Annotated in this window: 6 protein-coding genes; all 6 read left to right on the top strand. The window is 75.4% G+C overall.

The genetic code is table 11. The annotated features are described in order from the left end of the window. The first annotated feature begins 77 nt into the window (after positions 1-77). The 6 genes from G3576_RS32775 to G3576_RS07770 are packed head-to-tail and all read left to right on the top strand — an operon-like array spanning position 78 to position 23,248. Positions 78-803, top strand: a complete 726-nt coding sequence (locus G3576_RS32775; protein ID WP_456237331.1) for a phosphopantetheine-binding protein — start codon at positions 78-80, stop codon at positions 801-803. After that, a complete protein-coding gene (locus G3576_RS07790; protein WP_164693786.1) occupies positions 800-6,460 on the top strand; it encodes a beta-ketoacyl synthase N-terminal-like domain-containing protein in 5,661 nt (1,886 codons plus the stop codon). The genes G3576_RS32775 and G3576_RS07790 overlap by 4 nt, the downstream gene beginning before the upstream one ends. Further along, the gene (locus G3576_RS07785; protein ID WP_164693785.1) at positions 6,457-15,903 is read left to right on the top strand and encodes an SDR family NAD(P)-dependent oxidoreductase; all 9,447 of its coding nucleotides are present in this window, start codon (positions 6,457-6,459) and stop codon (positions 15,901-15,903) included. The genes G3576_RS07790 and G3576_RS07785 overlap by 4 nt, the downstream gene beginning before the upstream one ends. Further along, positions 15,890-21,901 carry a type I polyketide synthase gene (locus tag G3576_RS07780; RefSeq protein ID WP_164693784.1) on the top strand — a complete coding sequence of 2,004 codons (6,012 nt, stop codon included), beginning with the start codon at positions 15,890-15,892 and terminating at the stop codon, positions 21,899-21,901. The genes G3576_RS07785 and G3576_RS07780 overlap by 14 nt, the downstream gene beginning before the upstream one ends. Further along, a complete protein-coding gene (locus G3576_RS07775) occupies positions 21,894-22,355 on the top strand; it encodes a nitroreductase family protein (protein ID WP_164693782.1) in 462 nt (153 codons plus the stop codon). Before G3576_RS07780 ends, G3576_RS07775 begins: the two co-directional genes overlap by 8 nt. Then, positions 22,352-23,248 (top strand): methyltransferase domain-containing protein, encoded by an 897-nt coding sequence (locus G3576_RS07770; RefSeq protein ID WP_164693780.1) that lies wholly within the window; start codon positions 22,352-22,354, stop codon positions 23,246-23,248. Before G3576_RS07775 ends, G3576_RS07770 begins: the two co-directional genes overlap by 4 nt. Positions 23,249-23,250 lie beyond the last annotated feature (2 nt).

The following is a 23,250-nucleotide window of genomic DNA, read 5'->3' as shown; positions in this document are numbered from 1 at the left end:
CCCGCCGCACCATCCGCCGCTTCACGGAGGCCACGCCGCCGCCGGCCGCGTTGGAAGCGGTGGTCGCGGCCGCCGGCATGCCCGTGACCGTGCTGAACCGGGCGGAGGCCGGCTGGCCCGGCATCGCCATCCCCGATCCCGCCACCGCCCGCGTCGCGGCCGCCGCCGGCGCGCTGCTGCTGCTGGAAGCGCCGCGCAGCCGCACCGCGCTGCTCGCCGCCGGGCGCGCCGGGCAGCGGATGATGCAGGCGGCGGAGGCGCAGGGCCTCGGCCTCTGCGCCATCGGCCTGCTGCTGAAGGATGGCGCGCCGGTGCTGCACGCCTTCGCCTGCGGCGTGCCCGCCACCGAGGTCGCGGGCATCGACCTGGCCGGCGCACTGCGTGAACACTGCGCCGCGCTGCTGCCCGCCTATATGGTCCCGCGCCACCTGCATCTGCTGGAATCGCTGCCGCTGAGCGCCAACGGCAAGGTGGACCGCGCCGCGCTGAAGCCGCCGAGCCAGGAGACCGCTGCGCCCGCGGGCGCCACCGAATCCGGCGTGGCCGCGCTGGTGGCGGAAGCGCTCGGCCAGGCCGTCGCGTCGCAGCGCAACCTCTTCGATGCCGGCGCCACCTCGCTGCACATGGTGCGCCTCCAGCGCCTGCTGGCGGAACGCATGGGCAGCCGCCTTTCCGTCGTGGACCTGTTCCGCCTGCCGAGCATCGCCGCCATCGCCGGTGCCCTGGCCGGGGAGGCAGCGGAGGGCGCGGTGCAGGGCGGGCTCGACCGCGCCGCGCGCCGCCGCGCGGCCCAGCGCCGATGAGCGGCATCGCCATCATCGGCATGGCCGGCCGCTTCCCCGGCGCGCCGGACCTGCACGCCCTCTGGTCGCTGCTCGCGAACGGGCACGAAGGCATCACGCGCCTCGACCGCGCGACGCTGCTGGGCGAGGGCGTGCCCGCGGCCGCGATCGACGATCCCCGCTACGTCCCCGCCGCCGCGGTGCTGGACGGCATCGACCGCTTCGACGCCGGCTTCTGGGGCATGGCCCCGCATGAGGCCGCGCTGATGGACCCACAGCAGCGCGTGCTGCTGGAGACCGCCTGGCATGCGCTGGAGGACGCGCATTGCGACCCGCGCCGCACCGAGGGCCAGGTCGGCGTCTTCATCGGCAGCGCCATCAGCACCTACCTGCTGTTCCGCCTCCGCGGCCGGATCGAGGGCCCGAGCCGCGCGGGCCAGCTCCTCGCCATGGCGGGGAACGACAAGGATTACGCGGCGACGCAGCTCGCCTATCGGCTCGACCTCAAGGGCCCGGCCATCGCGGTGCAGACCGCCTGCTCCTCCTCCCTCGTCGCCGTGCACCTGGCCTGCCAGAGCCTGCTGTCCGGCGAATGCGACGTCGCCATTGCCGGCGGCGTCAGTATCCGCGTGCCGCATCGCGTCGGCTACCGGCATGAGGAAGGCGGCATGCTCTCGCCGGACGGGCATTGCCGCAGCTTCGCGGAGGGCGCGGCCGGCACCATCTTCGGCAGCGGCTGCGGGCTGGTGGTGCTGAAGCGGGCAGAGGATGCGGCGGGCGACCGCGTGCGCGCGATCATCCTCGGCACCGCCGTCAACAACGATGGCAGCCAGAAGGTCGGCTTCGCCGCGCCGAGCCAGGACCGCCAGGCCGCCGTGATCGCGGAGGCGATGGGCGTCGCCGGCATCACGCCCGCCGAGGTCGGGCATGTGGAAGGCCATGGCACCGGCACGCCGCTCGGCGACCCCATCGAGGTCGCGGCGCTCGCCGCCGCCTTCCGCGGTGCCGCGCCGGGCAGCGTCGCGCTTGGCAGCCTGAAGAGCGCGATCGGGCACACGGAAACGGCGGCCGGCGTCGCGGGCCTCATCAAGACCGTGCTGATGCTGGAACAAGGCCGCATCGCGCCGACGCTGCACGCGGCCGAACCCTCCCGCCGCATCGACTGGTCGCAGACGCCCTTCCGCCTGGCGACCGAGGCGCGGCCCTGGACGGAGCGCCGCATCGGTGGTGTCAGCTCCTTCGGCATCGGCGGCACCAATGCCCATGCGGTGGTCGCCGCCGCGCCGGCCCGTGGCGCCATCGCGCGCCAGGTCCGGCCACGCCTCGTGATCACCGCGAAGGACCCGGCAGCGCTGGAGGCACTGCGCGCCGCCTATGCCGCGCGCCTCGCGGAACCGGGCGCCGATTTCGCCGCCATCGCCGCCGCCGCCGCCCGCCGCCCGCGCCTGCCGCTCGCGCTGGTGGCCGACAGCGCCTCGGCGCTGGCCAGCGCGACCCCCACCAGCGACCTGCCGCCGGAAGCCCCACCGGAGCCGGGCCTGCCGGTGGACCTGCCCGCCTATCCCTTCCAGCGCCGCCGCCACTGGGCCGCGACGCCGCGCCTCGGCACTCCTATCGCGCTGCCTTCCGGGGAAACGCTGCGCCTCGCCACGCCGGAGCCCTGGCTGCGCGACCATGTCGTGGACGGCGTCGCCCTGCTGCCCGGCGCCTGGCACCTCGCCTTGCTGGCGGAAGCCGGCGCCGCCACCCTCGCCGACCTCGCCTTCACCGCGCCCCTTCCGCTCGATGCCGCCGGCGCGATCCAGCTCTGGCAGGACCAGGCCGGGCGCTTCCGCCTGATGGCGGAGGTCGAGGGCAGCTGGCGCCAGGTCGCCGAGGCGCGAGCCGGCACGGCGGCACAACCCGCCGCGGCCTTCGACATCACGCCCGCCGACATGATCGAGGGCGAGGCCTGGGCCCAGACCCTGGCCGAGGCCGGCCTCGCCTTCGGCCCTGCCTTCCGCCGCATCACCCGCCTCGAACGCGGCGCCGATGGCGTCGTCGCGGCGATCGCCGAGGACAGCGAGGAGGTCGCGATCCTCGATGCCGGCTTGCAGGCGCTGGGCGCCGCGGTGCGCGACGCCGGCCTCGGCTTCCGCCCCGCCGCCATCGCGCGCTTCGCGATCCATGCGCCCGTCGCCGCCTGCCGCCGCGTCGTCGCACGGCTGACCGAGGACGGCTTGGAGACCAAGAGCGGCGATGTCCTCTGGCTCGACGCCGCCGGCGCCGTCCTGGCGGAAGCACGCGGCGTCGCCTGCCGGCGCGCGGGGGGCACGACCTCCCGCCTCCTCTTCACGCTGGGCTGGCGCCCCGCCACGGACCCGGCGCTCACCGCGCCGCATGAGGCGCTGGAGCGCTTCGCCCGCCTCTTCGCCCGGGATGCGCTGGCCGCCGTCCCGAACCCGACGCGGCCCGCGCTGCGCGCCCTGCTGGCGCCGCACGCCGCCGCGGCCGATGCCGGGGACGCGGCAGCCGGCTGCGCCGCCCTCGCCCGGCAATTCCCGGCGCAGGCGGCGGAGATCGAGCTCGTCGCCCGCTGCGGCGCGGCGCTGCCCGATGTGCTGGCCGGACGACGTGATCCGCTGGACCTGCTTTTCGGCGATGGCAGGCCGGACGGCGCCTATCGCGGCAGCCCCCTCGCCCGCCACCTGAACGAGGTGGCCGCCGCGGTCGCCAAGGGCGCGCGCCGCGTGATCGAGATCGGCGGCGGCACGGGCGCCACCACCACCGCATTGCGCGCCGCCCTGCCCGGCGCCCGCTACCTCTTCACGGATATCGGCACCGGCTTCCTCGACGCCGCTGCACGCCGGCTTGGGGTGGAGACGGCGCGGCTCGACATCGCCGCCGATCCCGCCGCGCAGGGGATCGATTGCGGCGCGCATGACCTGGTCGTCGCCGCCAATGTCCTGCATGCCACGCCCGATCTGCGCGCCGCCATCCGCCACGCCGTGGCGCTGCTGGCGGCCGGCGGAAGGCTGCTGCTGGTGGAAGGCACGGGCCCGCTCGCGCGGCTCGACATCACCTTCGGGCTGACGGAGGGCTGGACGACCCGCAGCGACCACGACCTCCGCCCCGACCATCCGCTGGTTTCCGCCGATCGCTGGTGCGCGTTGCTGCGGGAAGCCGGCCTCGACAGCCGGATCGTCGTGGCGGAGGCCGGCGGGCAGGTCGTCATCACCGCGACGCGTGCCGCCCTGCCCTGGGTTACCCTGGCGCCCGGCGCGGCGCTGCCCACCGCGCCCATCGCCGGCGCCATCGTCCAGGCGCCGATCGCCCCGGAAGCCCTGGTCGCGCTGGCCGATGCGCTGGCCGCGCGGCCCGAGGCACCGCGCCTTCTGCTGGCGGCGCGCGGGGCCGAGGCCGTGGCGCCCGGCGAAATCCTCGCCCCCGATGCCGCCGCCCTTGGCGGCCTGTTGCGCACGCTGGCCCGCGAATATCCGGGCCTCGCCGCCCGCGCCGTCGATCTCGACGGCACCGACGACGCCGGCGCGCTGGCCATCGAGGCCGCGCTTCAGGACGGCGAGGACCGCGTCGCCTGGCGCCAGGGCCAGCGCCACCTGGCGCGCCTTGCCCGGCCACAGCCCGCCGCGCTGCCGGGCCCGGCAATCCTCACGCCCGCGCTCAACCTCGCCCCGCGCGATCCGCCGCGCCCCGGTCCGGGCGAGGTGCTCATCCGCATCCGCGCCGCCGGGCTCAACTTCAAGGATGCGCTGACCGCCGCCGGCCATGTCCCTGCAATCGGCCCAGGCCTCGGCGGCGAGGCCTCGGGTGAGGTCATGGCGCTCGGCGAGGGCGTCACCGGCCTGCGCGAGGGCGATGCGGTCCTCGCCGTCGCGCCCGGCGCGCTGGCCACGCATCTCGTCGCCGATGCGCGGCTGGTGCTGCCCCTCCCGCGCGGCCTGTCCTTCACCCGCGCCGCTGCCCTGCCCATCGCCGGCGTCACCGCCTGGCACGCGCTGCGCCACCTGGCACCGCTCCGCCCTGGCATGCGCGTGCTGGTCCATGCCGCGACGGGTGGCGTCGGCAGCATCGCGCTCCGCCTCGCGCGCGCCGCCGGCGCCACCATCATCGGCACCGCCGGCAGCGAGGCGCGTCGCGCCGCCCTGCGCGCCGAGGGCATCGCGGAGGTGCTGGATTCCCGCGGCGCCAACCTTGCCACCACCGCGCCGCTCGACGTCGTGCTCGGCGCCCTGCCCGCGGCCCTTCGCGACGCCGCGCTGGATCGGCTGCGCCCCGGCGGAACCTATATCGAGATCGGTCGCCTCGGCATCGCGAGCCCCGCCGAGATCGCCGTGCGCCGTCCCGACATCGCCTATCACGTGGTGGCGCTGGACCAGGTGGAGGCACCGGTCTTCGCCACCCTGCTGCGGGAATTGCTGGCCGCCGTCGCGGCCGATCCCTCGCTGCTGCCCCCCGTCACGACGCTGCCGCTCTCCGCCGCGCCGGCCGCGCTGCAATCCATGCTGCGTGCGGAGCATCGCGGCAAGCTCGTCGCCATCCCGGACCTGCCGCGCGCCATCCGCGGGGATCGCACCTACCTCGTCACCGGCGCCGCCGGCGGGCTTGGCCCCGCCATCACGGCGTGGCTGCGCGCCCGCGGGGCCGGCGGCGTGCTGCGCCTGGCGCGGCGGGGCGATCCCGCGCCCGACCTCGTGCTGGGCGACGTGACCGATGGCGCGGCACTGGCCGCCGTCACCGCCCGCGCGGCAAGCCTCGGCCTGCCACCGATCGGCGGCGTGATCCATGCGGCGGGGCTGCTGGAGGATGGGCTGGCCGCCCACCTCGCCCCCGGTGCCTTCGATCGCGTCGCGGCGCCGAAGCGGGGAGGGCTGGCCGCCATCCTTTGCGAATGGCCGCATCTCGACCTGCTCATCGGCTTCTCCTCCGCCGGCGCGCTGTTCGGCTCCGCCGGCCAGGCCGCGCACACCGCCGCCAGCGCCGGCCTCGATGCCGCGCTGCGCCTCGTCGCGGCCGAGGGCATCGGCGCCGTCGCGGTGGATTGGGGCGCCTGGCGCGGCATCGGCGCGGCCGCCACGCGCGGCGTGGACGTGACCGCCGCCGGCATGGGTGACTTCAGCGCCACCGAAGCCTTCGAGGCCCTCGACCAGATCCTGGCGCTGTCGCTCCCCCAGGCCGCCGTGCTGCCGCTGCGGGAGGAGGCGCTGCGGGAAGCCGGCGCGCCGCCTTTGCTGCGGGACCTGCTCGACACGCCCGTGGCGCCGGCGCCGCCGCCTGCAGCCGATCCCTCGCCCCCCGACATGCCGCCGGAGGATCGCCGCGCCTGGCTGCGGGACCGCGTCGCCGCCGAATGCGCGGGGCTGCTCTCCCTACCCGGCCCGATCGACCCGAAGCGCGCCCTGCAGGAATACGGCCTCGACAGCCTCGGCTCGCTCGAGCTCCGCAACCGCCTCTCCCGCCTGGCCGGCGTCGCGCTGCCCGCCACGCTGCTCTTCAACCACCCGAGCATCGCCGCCATCGCGGAGCATCTCGCCGTCACGCATTTCGGCGCCGCCGCGAAGGCCGCGCCCGCGAAGCCCGACGCGGTCGAGGCGCCGGACGACCTGGCGCAAGCCTCCGACGAGGAACTCGACGCCGCCCTGGCCGGCTTCGCCGCCCTGCTGGGGGAGGAGGCGCGATGAGCACCGACCGGCAGGTAAAGGAACAGGCCGTCCGCCTGCTGCAACGGATGCAGGAGAAGCTGGATGCCGCCGAGGCCCGCTTCCGCGCGCCCATCGCCATCATCGGCATGGGCTGCCGCTTCCCCGGCGCCGAGGATCCTGACGCCTTCTGGACCATGCTCGCGGAAGGCCGTGATGCCGTGCGCCCCGTGCCGCCGGATCGCTGGGCCGCGCCGGCCGAGGGCGGTACCGCGCAGGGCGGCTTCCTCGACGGCATCGACCTCTTCGACGCGACCTTCTTCGGCATCGCGCCCCGCGAAGCCGCCGCGATGGACCCGCAGCAGCGCCTGGTGCTGGAAGCCGCCTGGCGCGCGCTGGAGGATGCCGGCGTCTCGCCCGACCGGCTGGAGGGCACGGCGACCGGCGTCTATCTCGGCTGCTGCACGGCGGATTACGCCCGCATTGGCGACCCGGCCGCGATGTCGGAGGAAGGCTACGCCGCGACCGGCGGCGCGCCCGGCGTCGCGGCGGGCCGGCTGGCCTATCTGCTCGGGCTGCAGGGGCCGGCGCTGGTGGTGGACACCGCCTGCTCCTCCTCCCTCGTCGCCACGCATCTCGCGGTGCAGGCGCTGCGGGCGGGCGAGTGTTCGCTGGCGCTGGTGGGCGGCGTGAATTTAACGCTGCTGCCCTGGGGCGCGGCAACGCTCGACCGGCTGCACATGCTCTCCCCCGATGGACGCTGCCGCGCCTTCGATGACGGCGCCAACGGCTTCGTCCGCGCCGAGGGCTGCGGCGTGCTGGTGCTGAAGCGCCTCGATGACGCGCTGGCCGATGGCGATCGCGTGCTGGCCGTCATCCGCGGCAGCGCGGTGAACCAGGATGGCCGCAGCAGCGGGCTGACGGCACCGAACGGCCTGGCGCAGGAAGCGGTCATCCGCGCGGCGCTGGCCAATGCCGGCCTGGCGCCGGCCGATATCGACGCGATCGAGGCGCATGGCACCGGCACCACGCTCGGCGATCCGATTGAGATGCAGGCGCTGCGCGATGTCTTCGGCGCAGCGCGCGAAACGCCGCTCCGCGTCGGCTCGGTGAAGACGAATATCGGCCATGCGGAGGGTGCGGCCGGCGTCGCCGGGCTGGTGAAGGCCGCGCTGATGCTGCGCCACCAGGCGGTGGTGCCGAGCCTGCATTTCACCCGCCTCAACCCGCATATCGACCTCGGCGGTGCCGCGATCGAGGTGCCGGTCGCGACCGCACCGGCCGCGCTCCGCCGCGTCGGCGTCAGCAGCTTCGGCTTCTCCGGCACCAATGCGCATCTGATCCTGGAAGCACCGCCGGAAGTGCCGGCGCGCGAGATCGAAGCAGCAGAGTCACCCCGCCTGTTGCTCAGCGCCCGCACCCCGGCGGCGTTGCGCGCGATGGCGGCGGCGACACTGACGAAACTGCGGGAAGGCGCCTTCAGCTTCGCCGATGCCTGCCACACCGCCGCCGTCGCGCGCCCGCGCCTGCCCTGGTGGATCCTGGCCGACAGCGTGGAGGCGCTGGCCACGGCCGAACCCTCCGACGCGCCGATCCCCGACCTGCCCGCGCCGCCCGGCCGCCGCGTGGACCTGCCGGGCCATCCCTTCGACCGCCAGCGCTTCTGGCTCGACGAGGTCGAGCTGCTGCCGGGCCGCCGCCTGACCCAGGCCGGCCAGGCCCCGGTCTTCGAGGCGCTGCTGATGCCCGGCGCCCGGCTGCTGGCGGACCATCGCGTGCGCGGCACCGCCCTGCTGCCCGCGGCCGACATGCTGGAACGCCTGCGGGCTTCGGCCGAGGCCTCCGGCCAGGGCGGCGCCCTCACCGACATCACGCTGGATCGCCCGCTGCCCGTCACCGTGCCGCGCCGCGTGCAGGTCGTGGCCGGGGAGGAACTCGCCCTTTTCGCCGAACAGGATGCGGGCTGGGATCGCCACGCCACCGCCCGCGCCGCCGCCGCCGCCGCCGCCGCGCTGCCGGACCAGCCCCTCGCTCCGCTCCGCGCCGCCTGCGCGGAAGCACTGGACGCCGGGGCCTTCCACGCCTGGCTCGCCGAGGCCGGCATCGAGTTCGGCCCGCATTACTGCTGCATCGAGGCGCTGTGGCGCGGCCGCGGCCAGGCGCTGGCGAAGCTCGGCCCGGCCCCCTTCCCCGTGCTGCTGGACGCGGCGCTGCGCACGGCCGGCGCCATCGCCATGGGCAGCGGCGGCGCGGCCCGCCTGCCCGCCGGCGCCGCCCGCTACGCCCGTGCCCCGCGCGCGCCCGGCGCCACCTGCTGGGCGCATGCCGCCATCACGGGCGATGCCCGCGGCGTCACCACCGCCGATATCCGGCTGCTGGACGAGGACGGCACGGTGCTTGCCGCCGTGGAGGGCCTTCGCCTCGCCGCCGCGCCGGAAGCCTGGCGCGGCTGGTGCCACGCCATCAATTGGGTGCGCCGCACGCACCCCCTCGGTGAATTCACGGCGCTGTGCCAGGGCCTGGACGACCACGCCCATCGCGAGGCGCTGGAAGGCGCCGCCACGCTCCATGCCCGCGCCGCCATTGCTGCCCTGACGGCGGAGGAGGTTGCGCCCCGCCACCGCCGCCTGTTCGCGCATCTCGGGCGCCTCGCCGCCCGGCCGCTGCCAGCAGACGCCCCACGCCCCGCCCCGACGCCGGAAGCCGTGCTGCTGGACCGCTGCGGCACCGCCCTGCCCGATGTCCTGCGGGGCATCGCCGATCCGCTGAAGCTGCTGTTCGAGGGTGATGGCGTGGCGGCCATCTATCGCGACAGCCCCGCCTATGCCGCCGCAAACCACGCCATGGCTGCGGCGGCCGACGCCGCGGCGCCACCCACCGGCCGCCTGCGCGTGCTGGAGATCGGCGCCGGCACCGGCGCCACTGCCGCCGCCATCCTGGCCCGGCTGGACCCCGCCCGCATCGACTACTGGTTCACCGATATCGGCCGTTCGCTGGTGGAACGCGCACGCGGGACCATCCCCGCCCAGCATTTCGCCGTGCTGGACATCGAGGCCGATCCCATCGCGCAAGGCATGCCGGAGGCGGGCTTCGACCTCGTCATCGCCGCCAATGTCCTGCATGCCACAAGGGATCTGGAAGTGGCGCTGCGCCATGTCGCCACCCTGCTGGCGACGAATGGCCGCCTGCTGCTGCTGGAGACCAATCCCCAATCCCCGGCGGGCGGTTCCACCCCCGGCGGCTGGGTGGACCTGGTCTTCGGCCTGACCGAGGGTTGGTGGCGCTTCGCCGATACGGCGCTCCGCCCTGACCACCCCCTCCTGACCACCCCCGCCTGGCTGGCTTTACTGGAACGCCTCGGCTTCCAGGCGCTCGCCAGCATGGGCCTTCCCGGCAACACGCTCCTCATCGCGCGCCACGCAGCGCCGGAGCTGATCTTCACCGACCCCGGCGGCCCGGCGGAGGCGCGCTGCGCCGCCCTGCTCTCGGCGGTGCAATCCTTGAAGCCCGACCAGCGCCGCATCACCCTGCGGACACGCGGTGCGCAGGGCCCCGCCCCCACGGACCCCGACGGCGCAGCGCTCTGGGGCATGCTGCGGACGCTACGGCTGGAACGGCCCGAACTCGATATCCGCCTGGTGGATGGCGAGGGCGATGCGTGCCTCGACGTGGAACTGGCCGAGCCCGATATCGTGATGCGAGACGGCGAGGTGCTGGTACCGCGCCTCGGCCCTGCCAGCGATGGCCCACCCGCCGCGATCGATCCGGACGGTCCCATCCTGGTGACCGGCGCCTTCGGCGGCCTTGGCCGCTTCGCCGCGCAATGGCTGGTGCGGCGCGGCGCGCGTAACCTGGTGCTGACGGGCCGGCGCATCCCCGACGACCTCGGCTGGCTGGAGGCGCTACGGGATGCCGGCGCCACTGTGGTGCTGGAAGCCTGCGACCTCGCCGATGCCGCCGCCCGCGCCGCGCTGATCGCGCGCCTGCCACGGCTCCGCGGCATCGTCCACGCCGCCGGCACGCTGGCGGATGCCACGCTCGCCCAGGCCACGCCGGCCGATTTCGCCAAGACGCTGGCGCCGAAATTCGAGGCCGCGCGGGACCTCGACGCCGCCTTCCCGGACCTTGACTTCTTCCTGCTGTTCTCCTCCGCCGTCAGCCTGTTCGGCCAGGCGGGTCAGGCCGCGCATGTGGCGGCGAGCGCCGGGCTGGATGCGCTGGCCGCTGCGCGCCGCGCCCGCGGGGGCCGGGCAACGAGCCTCGGCTGGGGGCTCTGGCGCGACATCGGATCGCAGTCCGGCAATGCGGCGCTGATCGACCGTCTCGCGGCCCAGGGCCTCGGCACCATCCCGACCGAGGCCGGCGAGGCGCTGCTGGACTGGGCGCTCGCCACGCCGGAGGCCTCGAGTGCCATCCTGCCGATCGACCGCCCGCGCTTCCTCGCGAGTTTTGCGGCCACGCGCCCACCGGCATCGCTGCGCGGTTGGGCACTGGCAAAGCCCGTCGCCGCCGCGGCGGTCACCACGCCGCAGGCCGCCCCCACGGCCGCGCTGGCGGACCTGATCGCCGCGGAGGCCTCTGCCGTGCTCGGCGTGCCGCCGGGCCAGGCGCTCGACCGCCGCGCGAATCTCTTCGAACTCGGCCTCGACAGCCTGATGGCGGTGGAACTCCGCAACCGGCTGCAATCGCGCCTCGGCCGCGGGGCGCTGAGCGCCACGCTGCTCTTCGACCACAGCAGCGTCGCCGCGCTGGCCGCGCATCTTGGCGACGCCCCCGCCCCGGTCACCGCGCCCGCGCGGGCGACCGCCAGCGAGGAGCCCATCGCCATCATCGGCATGGGTTGCCGCTTCCCGGCCGGCGGCGAGGACCCCGACGCCTTCTGGCAGGCTCTCGCGGAAGGTCGCGACGGCATCACCGACCGGCCGGAGGGCCGCAGCCTCGGCCCGCAGGACCTGGCCGGCCCGCCAGCCGGCTACCTGCCCGATGTCGCAGGTTTCGATCCGCTGGCCTTCGGCATCGCCCCGCGCGAGGCCCCCTTCATGGACCCGCAGCACCGCCTGCTGCTGGAAGTGGCGTGGGAGGCGCTGGAGGATGCGCTGATCCCCGCGGACAGCCTGGCCGGCAGCAGCACCGGCGTCTTCATCGGCCTCTGCAACTACGACTACGCCCAGCTGGCGGCGAGCGCCGAGGGTGCCGAGGCCTTCGCCGGCACCGGCGGCGCGCCGAGCATCGCGGCGGGCCGCATCGCCTATCTCCTCGGCCTGAACGGCCCCGCCCTGGTGCTGGACACCGCCTGTTCCTCCTCCCTTGTCGCCCTGCACCTGGCGGTGCAGGCGATCCGGCGCGGCGAATGCGGGATGGCGTTGGCGGGCGGCACGAACCTGGCGCTCGGCAGCGGCACGACGAGCGCGCTGCAGGGCCTGTCGATGCTGGCGCCGGATGCACGCTGCAAGGCCTTCGATGCCCGTGCGGATGGCTTCGTCCGCGCCGATGGCTGCGGAATCGTCGTGCTGAAGCGGCTGAGCGACGCGGAGGCAGCGGGCGACCGCATCCTCGCCGTCATCCGCGGCACCGCGGTCAACCAGGATGGCCGGAGCAGCGGGCTCACCGCGCCCTCCGGCGCCGCGCAGGAAGCGGTGATCCGCGCCGCGCTGGCCGATGCGGGCCTCGTGCCCGGCGACATCGACGCGATCGAGGCGCATGGCACGGGCACCGCGCTCGGCGACCCGATCGAGATGCATGCGCTGCGCAACGTCTTCGGCCCGGGGCGCGACCGGCCGCTGCTGGTCGGCTCGGTCAAGACCAATATCGGCCATGCGGAAGCGGCGGCCGGCATCGCGGGCCTCATCAAGGCGGTGCAGATGCTGCGCCAGGGAGAGGTCGCGCCGAGCCTGCATTTCGGCACGCTCAACCCGCATATCGATCTCGGCGGCGTCGATCTGCGCGTGCCGGTGGCGCGCGCGCCGGTCGCCTTCCGCCACATCGGCGTCAGCTCCTTCGGCTTCTCCGGCACCAATGCCCATGCGGTGCTGGAAGCGCCCCCCGCGCCACCACCCGCGCCGCCGCCGCCAGCCGCGCCGCGCCTGCTGGTGACCGCCCGCAGCGAGGCAGGCCTGAAGCGCCTCATCGCCGCCTACCAGGCGCGGCTGGACGCGGGCGCCGATTTCGCCGCGCTCGCCGCCAGCGCCGCCACGGGCCGCGCACGCCATCCCTGGTGGGTGCTGGCGGAGACGCCGGAGGCGCTCGCCACCGCCGTGCCGAGCAACGCGCCGCATCCCGAGCTGCCGCCGCAATCCGGTGCCCGCATCGCCCTGCCGCTGACGCCCTGGGACCGGCAGCGCCACTGGGCGAAGCCGCTCCGCGCCGCGCTGCCGCCCAGCGCCCATCCGCTGCTCGGCCGGCGCCTGCGCAGCCGTCGCGGCGAACGCCTCTTCGAGGCCGACCTCGCCCCGGACCGCCCCGCCTGGCTTGCCGACCACGCGCTGGCCGGCCGCGTCGTGCTGCCCGCCGCCGCCATGGTGGAGATGCTGCTGGCCGCCCTGCCGCCGGAAGCAGCCGCGGTGCTGGAGGACGTCACCTTCGACCGCCTGCTCGCCCCCGCCGAGACGCCGGTGGTGCAGACGAGCCTGGAGGACGGCGCCCTCACCCTCTCCGCCGCCGCCGAGGACCCCGACGCCGCCTTCGAGACGGTCTCGACCGCCCGCGCCGGCCAGCCTGGCGCGGCGCTCGCGCCCCCGCTCTCCGAAGCCCGCGCCCGCTGCACGCGCGCCATCGACATCGCCGCGCTCTACGACCGCTTCGCCGAGGCGGGCCTCGCCTATGGCCCCGCCTTCCGGGGGCTCCGCGCCCTCTGGGCCGGGGATGGGGAGGCGGTGGCGGAACTCGCGGAGGGCAAGCCCGGCTTCCGCATCGACCCCTGCGTGCTGGACGCCGCCTGGCAGGCGCTCGCCGCCGCACTGCCGCCGGATAGCCGGGACGCGCTGGTGCCGCAGGGGCTCAAGCGCTTCACGCTGTTGGGCGGCACGCCGCGCCACGCCGCGCTCCGCCTCTCCGCGCCCGATCGCGCGGAGATCGTGCTCTATGACGCCGCCGGCGCGCCTGTCGCGCTCTGCGAGGGCCTGGCGCTCGCCGTCGCGCGCCCCGGCACGGTGGTGCAGGAGACGGTGTGGGAAGCGCTGCCCCCGGGCACCGAAACGCCGCTCTGGATCGATTTGCGGGCGGAGGCGGATGCCGTCGCCGCCGCCTGGCGCGTGCTGGAAGCCGCCCGCGCCGCCCCCGCCCGCCTCGCCGTGCTGGCGACGCTGGAGGCCGGCCCCGCCCAGGCCGCACTTGCCGGGCTGGTCCCGACGCTGGCGCTGGAACACCCCGAGCTGCGCCCGGTGCTGCTGGACCTGCCCGCCGGCGCCACGCCCCCCGCCATCCCGGCCGAATCCCCGCCGGTGCTGGCGTTCCGCGACGGCACGCTGACGGCCCGCAGCCTCGCCACCCGGCCGACGCCGCCACCCAGCCCCGCGCCCTTCTTCCTGGCCCGCGGCGCCGATGCCTCGCTGGAGGCGCTGCGCTGGGACCGCGCCGCCCGCCCCGCGCCCGGACCCGGCGAGGTCGAGATCGAGATCGCCGCCACTGGCATCAATTTCCGCGACGTGATGAACCTGCTCGGCGTCTATCCCGGCGATGGCGGGGCGCCTGGCGTCGAATGCGCGGGCCTCGTCACGGCGATCGGTTCGGGCGTCGCGGGCCTGGCGCCCGGCGATGCCGTGCTGGCCATCGCGCCGGGCTGCTTCGCGAGCCATGTGGTCGCCGATGCCCGGCTCGTCCGCCCGCTGCCGGAAGGCCTCGGCTTCGCGGAGGCCGCGGCGCAGCCCGTCGCCTGGCTGACCGCGCGCCTCGCGCTGCTTGAAGTGGCGCGGCTGCAGCGCGGCCAGCGCGTGCTGATCCATGCCGCGACCGGCGGCGTCGGCCTGGCCGCCGTGGCGGTGGCGCGCGCGGTCGGTGCGACGGTGGTCGCCACGGCCGGCAGCCCTGCCAAGCGCGCGCATCTCGCCGCACTCGGCATCGCGGAAATCCATGACAGTCGCGGCACGGATTTCGCCGCCGCCGCGCCCGTCGATGTCGTGCTGAACAGCCTGACCGGCCCCGCCATCCCGGCCGGGCTAGGCCTGCTGAAGCCCGGCGGCGTCTTCCTCGAGATCGGCAAGGCGGAGATCTGGGACAACGACCGGGTCGAGGCGGTCCGCCCCGACATCCGCTACCGCCCCGTGGCGCTGGACGGCCTCATCCTCTCCAACCCCGCCCGGGTCGGCGAGATGCTGGAAGCGCTGTGCGACGATCTGGCAGCCGGCCTGGCGCCGCTGCCCGTGGAGCGCTGGCCCTTCGCGGAGGTCACGCCGGCGCTCCGCCGCATCCAGGCCGCACGGCACATCGGCAAGCTGGCGCTGGCGCGCAGCCTCTTCCGCGGCGATGCGACCTATCTGCTGACTGGCGGCACCGGCGCACTCGGCCAGCATCTGGCGCGCTGGCTCGTGGCGCGCGGCGCGCGGCATCTGGTCCTGCTGGCGCGCAACCCCGGCGAGGTGGCGATCGAGGGCGCGGAAATCCGCGTCGTCGCCGCCGACATCGCCGACCCCGTCGCGCTGCGCCGCGCCCTGGCCGGGCTGAAGCACCCGCTCCGCGGCATCTTCCACCTCGCCGGCGCGCTGCATGACGCGACGGCGGCGCGGCTGGATCGCGACAGGCTTGCCGCCGCCTTCCCCGCCAAGCTCGCGGGGGCGGAGGCGCTGGACCGCATCGCGAGCGCGCATCCCATCGAGCATTTCGTGCTCTTCGGCTCCCTCGCGGCGCTGCATGGCTCCGCGGGCCAGGCGAACTACGCCGCGGCCAATGCCGCGCTCTCCGCCATCGCCGCGCGCCGCCGCGCCCGGGGCGAGCCCGCGACGCTGGTGCAGTGGGGCGCCTGGCAAGGCGCCGGCATGGCGGAGGGGCGATCGGGCCTGTCGCCGGAGGCCGCGCTGGCCGCGCTCGATTCCGCGTTGTCGGCGGGGCTGGCGGAGGTCGCCGTCTCCACCGCCAGCGCCGCCGCGCCGCCGCCGCGCCTTGCGCTGCAGGAAAGGCTTGCCGCCGCCATCGGCAGCGCGAAGCGGGACGCGCTGGCCGATGCGGTGGCGGAGGCAATCGGGCGCATCCTCGGCCTCGGCGACACGCCGCTCGACCGCGCGCGGCCGCTGGCGGAACTCGGGCTCGACAGCCTGATGGCGGTGGAGCTCCGCAACACGCTCTCCGCCGCCATCGGCAGGCCGCTCCGCGCCTCGCTCGTCTTCGACCATCCGAGCGCGGAGGCGCTGATCGCGCATCTTTCCGCCGAACTCGGCCTCGGCGCCACGCCGCGGGCCGAGACGCCGCCACCGCCGCCTGCCGAAGCCCCCACCGACGACGACGACGCGATGCTCCTGCTGCTCGAACGGAAGCTGGCCCATGCCGGGTACTGACACAGCCGCCCGCGAAGCCAGCGCGGTCCGCCGCGCCCTGGCCATGATCCAGGACCTGGAAGGGAAGTTGGAGGCCGCCGGCCGCGCCGCACGCGAACCCATCGCCGTGATCGGCATCGGCTGCCGCTTCCCCGGCGGCGCGGAAGGCCCGGACGCCTATTGGCAGCTGCTTTCCCAGGGCCGCGATGCGGTGACGGAGGTGCCGCCGGATCGCTGGGACGGCGCCGCGCTGTTCGACACCGATCCCGATGCGCCGGGCCGCGCCAGCAGCCGCTGGGGCGCCTTCCTCGACGCCATCGACCGCTTCGACGCCGCGCTCTTCGGCATCTCCCGCCGCGAGGCCGAGGCGATGGACCCGCAACATCGCCTGCTGCTGGAGAATGCCTGGGCGGCGCTGGAGGATGCCGGCATCGCGCCGGATCGCCTGGCGGGCCACCCGATGGGCGTCTTCGTCGGCCTCAGCACGGCGGATTACGGCACGCTGCTCGGCCGGCAGCGGGATCTCGGCTGGATCGATGCCTATGCCAGCCTCGGCAATGCGCCCTCCATTGCCGCGGGCCGCATCGCCTATGCGCTCGGCACGCAGGGGCCGACCATGGTGGTGGACACGGCCTGTTCGTCCTCGCTGGTTGCCACGCATCTCGCGGTGCGCGCGCTCCGCAGCGGGGAGTGCAAGGTGGCGCTGGCGGCCGGGGTGAATGCGACGCTGTCGCCCGAGCTCACCATCGGCTTCTCCAAGGCCCGCATGCTGGCGGGCGACGGGCGCTGCAAGACCTTCGACGCGGCGGCCGATGGCTATGTCCGCGGCGAGGGCTGCGGCGTTGTCGTGTTGAAGCGCCTGTCGGATGCGGTTGCGGCGGGCGATCGCGTGCTCGCCATCATCCATGGCAGCGCCGTGAACCAGGATGGCCGCAGCGCCGGCCTCACCGCGCCCTCCGGCCCCGCCCAGGAAGCCGTGCTGCGCGCGGCGCTCGCGGACGCATCGCTGTCGCCCGCCGACATCGACGCGATCGAGGCCCATGGCACCGGCACCGCGCTCGGCGATCCCATCGAGATGCATGCGCTCCGCAGCGTCTTCGCCGGTGATCGTGCGCGCCCGCTGGCCGTCGGCTCCGCCAAGACGAATATCGGCCACACCGAGGCCGCCGCCGGCATCGCCGGCCTGATCAAGGCCGTGCTCATGCTCCGCCACCAGCAGGTAGCGCCGAGCCTCCACTTCACCCGTCTCAACCCGCATATCGACCTCAGCGGCGCGCAGATCGAAGTCCCGACGCGGCTGGAAGCCGCGCCGCTCCGCCACATCGGCGTCAGCTCCTTCGGCTTCTCCGGCACCAACGCCCACATCGTCCTCGGCGCCGCACCCGTGGCCGAGCCCGCGGTCGATCCACGGCCCGCGCAGGTGCTGCCCCTCAGCGCCCGCGATCCCGCCGCGCTGACCGCGCTGGTGGCGCGCTGGCAGGGGGCGCTGGCGACGCCGGGCGCCGACCTCCCCGCACTCGCCCGCACCGCCGCCACCGGCCGCGCCGCGCTCCCCCGCCGCATCGCCATCGTCGCGTCCGATGCCGCCTCCGCCGCCCAGGCGCTGTCCGTAGCGCAGGCCACCACCGCCGGCCGTCCGCGCATCGCCTTCCTCGTCACCGGCCAGGGCAGCGCCTTCCCCGGCATGGCCCGCGGCCTGGCCGAGACCGCGCCCGTCTTCCGCCGCGTGCTCGACCGCTGCGACGCCGTGATGGGCCTGCCCGCGCCGCTCGCCCGCCTTTTCGAGGATGGCGCCGCCCTCGCCCGCGCCGACATCGCCCAGCCCGCCCTCTTCGCTCTCTCCGCCGGCCTCGGCGCGCTCTGGCGAAGCTGGGGCGTGGAGCCCGTGGCCCTCCTCGGCCACAGCCTCGGCGAATACGCAGCCGCCCATCTCGCCGGCGTGCTCGCGCTGGAGGATGCGGCCCGCCTCGTCGCCGCACGCGGCCGCCTGACGCAGGCGCTGCCGGCCGGCGGCGCCATGGCCGCGGTGCTCGGCCCCCATGGCCAGGCCATCCTCGCCCGCCACCCCGCGCTGGAACTCTCCGGCGAGAACGGGCCGGAGGCCATCACCGTCGCCGGCCCGCAGGCCGCCATCGCCGCGCTGCTCGACGATCCCGCGCTGGCGAAAACGGGGCTGGAGGCGCGGCCCCTCGCCGTCTCCCACGCCTTCCACTCGCGCCTGCTCGACCCGATGCTGGACGCGCTGGAAGCGGAGGCGCGCGCCATCCCGCACAACCCGCCCGCCATCCCCGTCATCGGCAACCTCGCGGGCAGCGTCGTCGCGCGGCACGACGCGGCCTATTGGCGCGCCCATGCGAGGCAGCCCGTCCGCTTCGCGCAGGGCCTCGCGACCTTGGCCGCGATGGGCGTCACGCATGCCGTCGAGCTCGGCGCCTTGCCGATGCTGTCCGGCTTCGCGCGCGCGGCCCTGCCCGCCCTGGTCACGCTGCCCTCCCTGGCCCGCGCGCGGCCCGGACAGGATGGCGCGACGCGCGGCTGGACGACGGCGATGCAGGGCGTGGCCCGCCTCTGGCAAGACGGCGCGGAGATCGACTGGCCCGCCTTCCACCAGCCCTACCCCACGCGCGCCACCTCCGCGCCCACCTATCCGTTCCAGCGCCAGCGCTACTGGTTCGCGCAGGAAGCCGCCGCGCTGCTCGATGCGCCCATCGCGTTGGCCACCGGCACGCGCCTGGCCCAGGCCCGCTTCGACACGCAGCGCCTGCCCTTCCTGGCCGACCACGTCGTGATGGGGGACCTCATCGTCCCCGGCGCCAGCCACGTCGTCGCCATTCTGGCCGCCAGCGGCGGCACGGCGCTGCGCGACATCGTCTTCGCCGCCCCCTTCAAGCTGCCCGCCACCGGCTGCGCCGTGCAGGTCCTGGTGGAGGGCGACCAGGTTTCCCTCCATGCCGATGCCGGCGGCACCTGGACGCGCCACGCCGCCGCCACCCTCGCGCCTGCCCCTGCGGCCCCCGCGACGCAGGACCCGCAAGCCCTCGCCACCCGCGGTGTCGAGGAGCAAGGCGGCGCCGCCGCGCTGCACGCCATGCTGGCGGAGCGCGGCATCACCCTCGGTCCGACCTTCCGCGGCATCCGCCGCGTCTTCCGCGGCGCCTCCGAAGCCATCGTCGATGTCGAGCTGCCGGAAGGCACGCCGGCCATCGCGCCGCTGCACCCCGCGCTGCTCGATGCCTGTTTCCAGGCGCTCGGCGCCACCTTCAGCGGCCAGGGCGAATCCGGCGCCTTCCTGCCCCTCGCCATCGATGCCGTCGTGCTGCACAAGCCCCATGCTGGCCCCGTCCGTGCCTGGGTCCGCGCGCGCCCGGCCAGCGGCGGCGGCGTCGCCACCGGCGATGTCGAGATCATCGACACCGACGGCGCGCCCGTCATGACCGTCACCGGCCTCACCATCCGCCGGATCGAGGCCGGCGGCGCCGATCCCTCCGACCGCTGGACCTATGAGGTCGAGTGGGTCGCGCTGCCGCCGGAGACACGCATCCCGCCCCTCGGCGAAGCCGCCGCCCGCGCGGGCTCCGCCACCGCACCCCGCGAGGAGCCGGGCTTCGCAGAGGCGCTCGAATCGCTCGCCGCCGGCTACGCCGCCCGCGCCCGCGCCGCGGTGCCGGAAGCCGCCGTCACACCCGCGCTCGCGCGCCTGCACCGCCATCTCCCCGCCATGGCGGAGGGCGCCGCCGCCGACCCCGATGCGCTGGCCGCTGACCTCACCGCCCGCCATGGCGACCGCATGGAAATCGGCCTCGCCCGCCGCGCCGGCACCGCTCTCCCCGCCGTGCTGCGCGGCGAGGCCGATGCCCTGGCCGCGATCTTCGGCGATGGCGGCTCCATCTACGCGGACCCGCCCTTCGCCCGCATGCTGAACGCCATGCTGGTCGCCGCGATCGGGGAGGCTATCGCGGCGTTGCCGGAAGGCCGGAAGCTTCGCCTGCTGGAGATCGGCGCCGGCACCGGCGCGCTGGTCGCGGCGCTGGCGGAGGCCGGCCTCACCGACCGCCTCGCCATCACCTTCACCGACATCTCCGCCGGCTTCCTCGATGCCGCGACCGCACGCTTCGGCACGGCGATCGCCGCCGCGCTGCCGCTCGACATCGAACGCACGCCCGACTCCCAGGGCTTCGCGCCAGGCAGCTTCGACCTGGTCGTCGCCAGCAACGTCCTGCACGCCACGCGGGACATCCGCGACAGCCTGCGCCACGCCGCCAGCCTTCTCGCCCCCGGCGGTGCGCTGCTGCTGCTGGAGGCCTGCCGCCGCAGCAACTGGGCGGACCTGGTTTTCGGCTCCACCCCGGGCTGGTGGCGCTTCGCCGACACCACGCTCCGCCCCGACCACCCGCTGCTGGCGCCGGAGGCCTGGCATGCCGTGCTGGCGGAAGGCTTCGGCGCGGTGGAGGTCGTGCCCGCCCCCGGCGGCGCCCAGGCCATCGCCATCGCGCGCGCGCCCCGCGCCGCCCGCGCCTTCCGCGTCGTCGAACCCGCAAGCGCTGCCGACGCCCTGGCCGCGGCGCAGCAGGCCGCGTCGGCCACCGAACCCACGGCGCTGCACCTGCTGACCCGTGGCGCCCAGCCGATCGGCCCGGTCACGCGGCCAGACCTTGCCGCCATCATCGGCCTGGGTCGCGTCGTCGCGCTGGAACACGCCGAACTCGACCTCCGCCTGCTGGACCTGCCGCCCGGCGAGGCCCCGCCCCCGCCGCCCGAAGCCGAGCGTGAGGCCGCCTGGCGGGACGGCGCCTGGCACGTGCCGCGACTGAAGCGCGTGGCGCTGCCGCCCGGCCCCGGCTTCGCGACCAGCGGCAGCCACCTCGTCACCGGCGGCCTCGGCGGCCTCGGCCCGCTGCTGGCCGAATGGCTGCTGGCCCGCGGGGCGGAGCGCGTCGTGCTGCTAGCGCGGCGTCCCGCGGCCGGCACGCCCCTGCCGGCGCGCTGCGACGTCATGGCCGGGGACGTGGCCGATGCCGATGCGGTGCGGCGCATCCTCGCCGCGATCGAGGCGGAGGGCCCGCCCCTGCGGGGCGTCTTCCACCTCGCCGGCAGCCTCAGCGACGGCGCCATCCTCCGCCTCGGGCCGGAGGACCTCGCCAAGGTCGCCGCCGCCAAGGTGCAGGGCGCGATGAACCTGGAGGCCGCGACCGAGGGCCGGGCGCTCGACGCCTTCGTCCTCTTCGGCTCCTCCGCGGGCCTGATCGGCAATGCCGGCCAGGGCGCGCATGCCGCGGCCAATGCGGTGCTGGGCGCCATGGCCCATGCGCGCCAGGCGCGCGGTCTGCCTGGCCTCTGCATCGACTGGGGCGCCTGGGGCGAGGCCGGCGCCGTCGCCGCCACGCCGGCCGGCGCGCGGCTGACGGCCGCCGGCGCGGCGCTGATGGCGCCCAAGGATGCGCTCGGCGCCCTCGGCCGCGCGATCGCCTCCGGCAAGCCGCGCCTGCTGGTCGCCGCCATCGACTGGCCGCGCTTCCTCGCGGGCTATGGCGCCGCCGTGCCGGGCTTCTTCGCCGCCGTGGCGCCGCCCCGCACCGCCGCGCCCCGTCCGCGCGCCGCCGCCCCCGGCGCCGATCCCCGCGCCAGCCGCGATGCGTTGGCAGGCTTCATCGCCGCCGAAGCCGCGCGCGTGCTGCGCGTCGGCAGCGGGGAGGCGCTGGCCCTCGACCAGCCGCTCAGCGATGCCGGCCTCGACAGCCTCATGGCGCTGGAATTGCGGAAGGCGCTCGGCGACGGGCTCGGCCTGACGCTGCCGGCGACGCTGCTCTTCAGCTATCCGACGGTGGAGGCACTGGCCGCGCATCTGTCGGAACAGCTCGGCCTGGACGCCCCGCCCGCCGAGGCCGCGCCGCGTCCCGCCCCACCCCCGCCACCCCCGGATGACGAGATCGAGGCCAGTGTCATGCGCATGTCGGAGGATGAGATGATGGCGCTCATTGCTCAGGAATTCGCTTTGGCCACGGAGGATGGCCGTGGCTGACCTGTCGAGCGACAGCCTCGGCCGGCTGCTCGGCGTCCTGGCCAGCCGGCCGGGCCCGCTGCCGAAATACCGCTACGCCTCCGCCGGCACGCTCTATCCCGTGCAGGCCTACCTCTCCGTGCCTGCGCCTGGCCTGCCCGGCTTGCCGCCCGGCTGCCACTACCACGACCCGGAGGCGCATGCCCTGGCGCCCCTGTCCCCGCGCCCGGTAGGCGAGGCGCCGCTGCTGCTGCTCGTCGCGCAGATGGCCGCGATCGAACCCGTCTATGGCGCGCTGTCGGAGGATTTCTGCATGCTGGAAGCCGGCTACATGACCGCCGCGCTGGAGGACGCCGCCGCCGAGGCCGGCCTCGCACTCACCGATGCCGGCGACCCCGCCAGCTGGGCCTGCACCGCCCTGGCACTCGATGCCACGCACAAGCCACTCCTCGCCCTTCGGATCGATGCGGCATGAGCACCACCATCCCGGCCCGTGGCAAGCTGCGCGAAGCGCTCGACTACATCCTCTGGTTCTACACGCCCTTCAAGCGCATGAGCGCGCGGGACATCTACGAACTCGTCTCCACCCATTCCTTCAGCAAGCGCGGGCTCTACCTGAACCTCGGCTACTGGCGGGACGCGAAGACCATCGACGAGGCCTGCGAGGCCATGGCGATGCTGGTGGCGGAAAGCGCCGGCGTCGGGCCCGGCATGGATGTCGTCGATGTCGGCTTCGGCTTCGCCGACCAGGACATGCTCTGGATGCAGCGCCTGGCGCCGCGCTCCATCACCGGCCTCAACGTCACGACATCCCAGGTGCTGACAGGGCAGAAGCGCGTGGCGGAGGCCGGCATGGCGGACCGCATCACGCTGCTGGAGGCCTCTGCCACCGCCATGCCGCTGCCCGATGCCAGCGCCGATGCGGTGCTCGGCGTCGAATGCGCCTTCCACTTCGACACGCGGGAGCAGTTCTTCGCCGAAGCGATGCGCGTGCTGCGCCCCGGCGGGCGGCTCTCGCTGGCCGACGTCATCCGCAATGACCCGGAAGCAGGCACCTTCGGCCGCCGCGTGCAGGACTTCAACTGGAAGTTCTTCATGCAGAAATACGCGGTGCCCGAAGCGAACGCCGACGACCGCGCCAGCTACGCCGCCAAGCTGCGCGCCGCCGGCTTCACGGATGTCGAGGTCCGCTCCATCCGGCACGAGGTCTATCCCGGCCTGCACCACTTCATGGCGACGGACCCAGAGATGCTGCAGCGTTTCCACCCCATCGCGCGCATGCCCTACAAGCTCTCGCTGCGCTTCAGCCACGAGAAGGTCTACAACGCCTATGACTACGTGCTGGCCACGGCGCGCAAGCCGGGCTGAGC

Source organism: Falsiroseomonas algicola, from assembly GCF_011040385.1.
Classification (GTDB): domain Bacteria; phylum Pseudomonadota; class Alphaproteobacteria; order Acetobacterales; family Acetobacteraceae; genus Falsiroseomonas; species Falsiroseomonas algicola.
The sequence above is the reverse complement of the archived record's forward strand: the minus strand, read 5'-3'. Positions and strand labels throughout refer to the sequence as shown.

Coding starts and splice junctions, on each gene's coding strand:
- G3576_RS32775 (WP_456237331.1), top strand. CDS start 78: ATGCCCGTGACCGTGCTGAACCGGGCGGAGGCCGGCTGGCCCGGCATC.
- G3576_RS07790 (WP_164693786.1), top strand. CDS start 800: ATGAGCGGCATCGCCATCATCGGCATGGCCGGCCGCTTCCCCGGCGCG.
- G3576_RS07785 (WP_164693785.1), top strand. CDS start 6,457: ATGAGCACCGACCGGCAGGTAAAGGAACAGGCCGTCCGCCTGCTGCAA.
- G3576_RS07780 (WP_164693784.1), top strand. CDS start 15,890: ATGCCGGGTACTGACACAGCCGCCCGCGAAGCCAGCGCGGTCCGCCGC.
- G3576_RS07770 (WP_164693780.1), top strand. CDS start 22,352: ATGAGCACCACCATCCCGGCCCGTGGCAAGCTGCGCGAAGCGCTCGAC.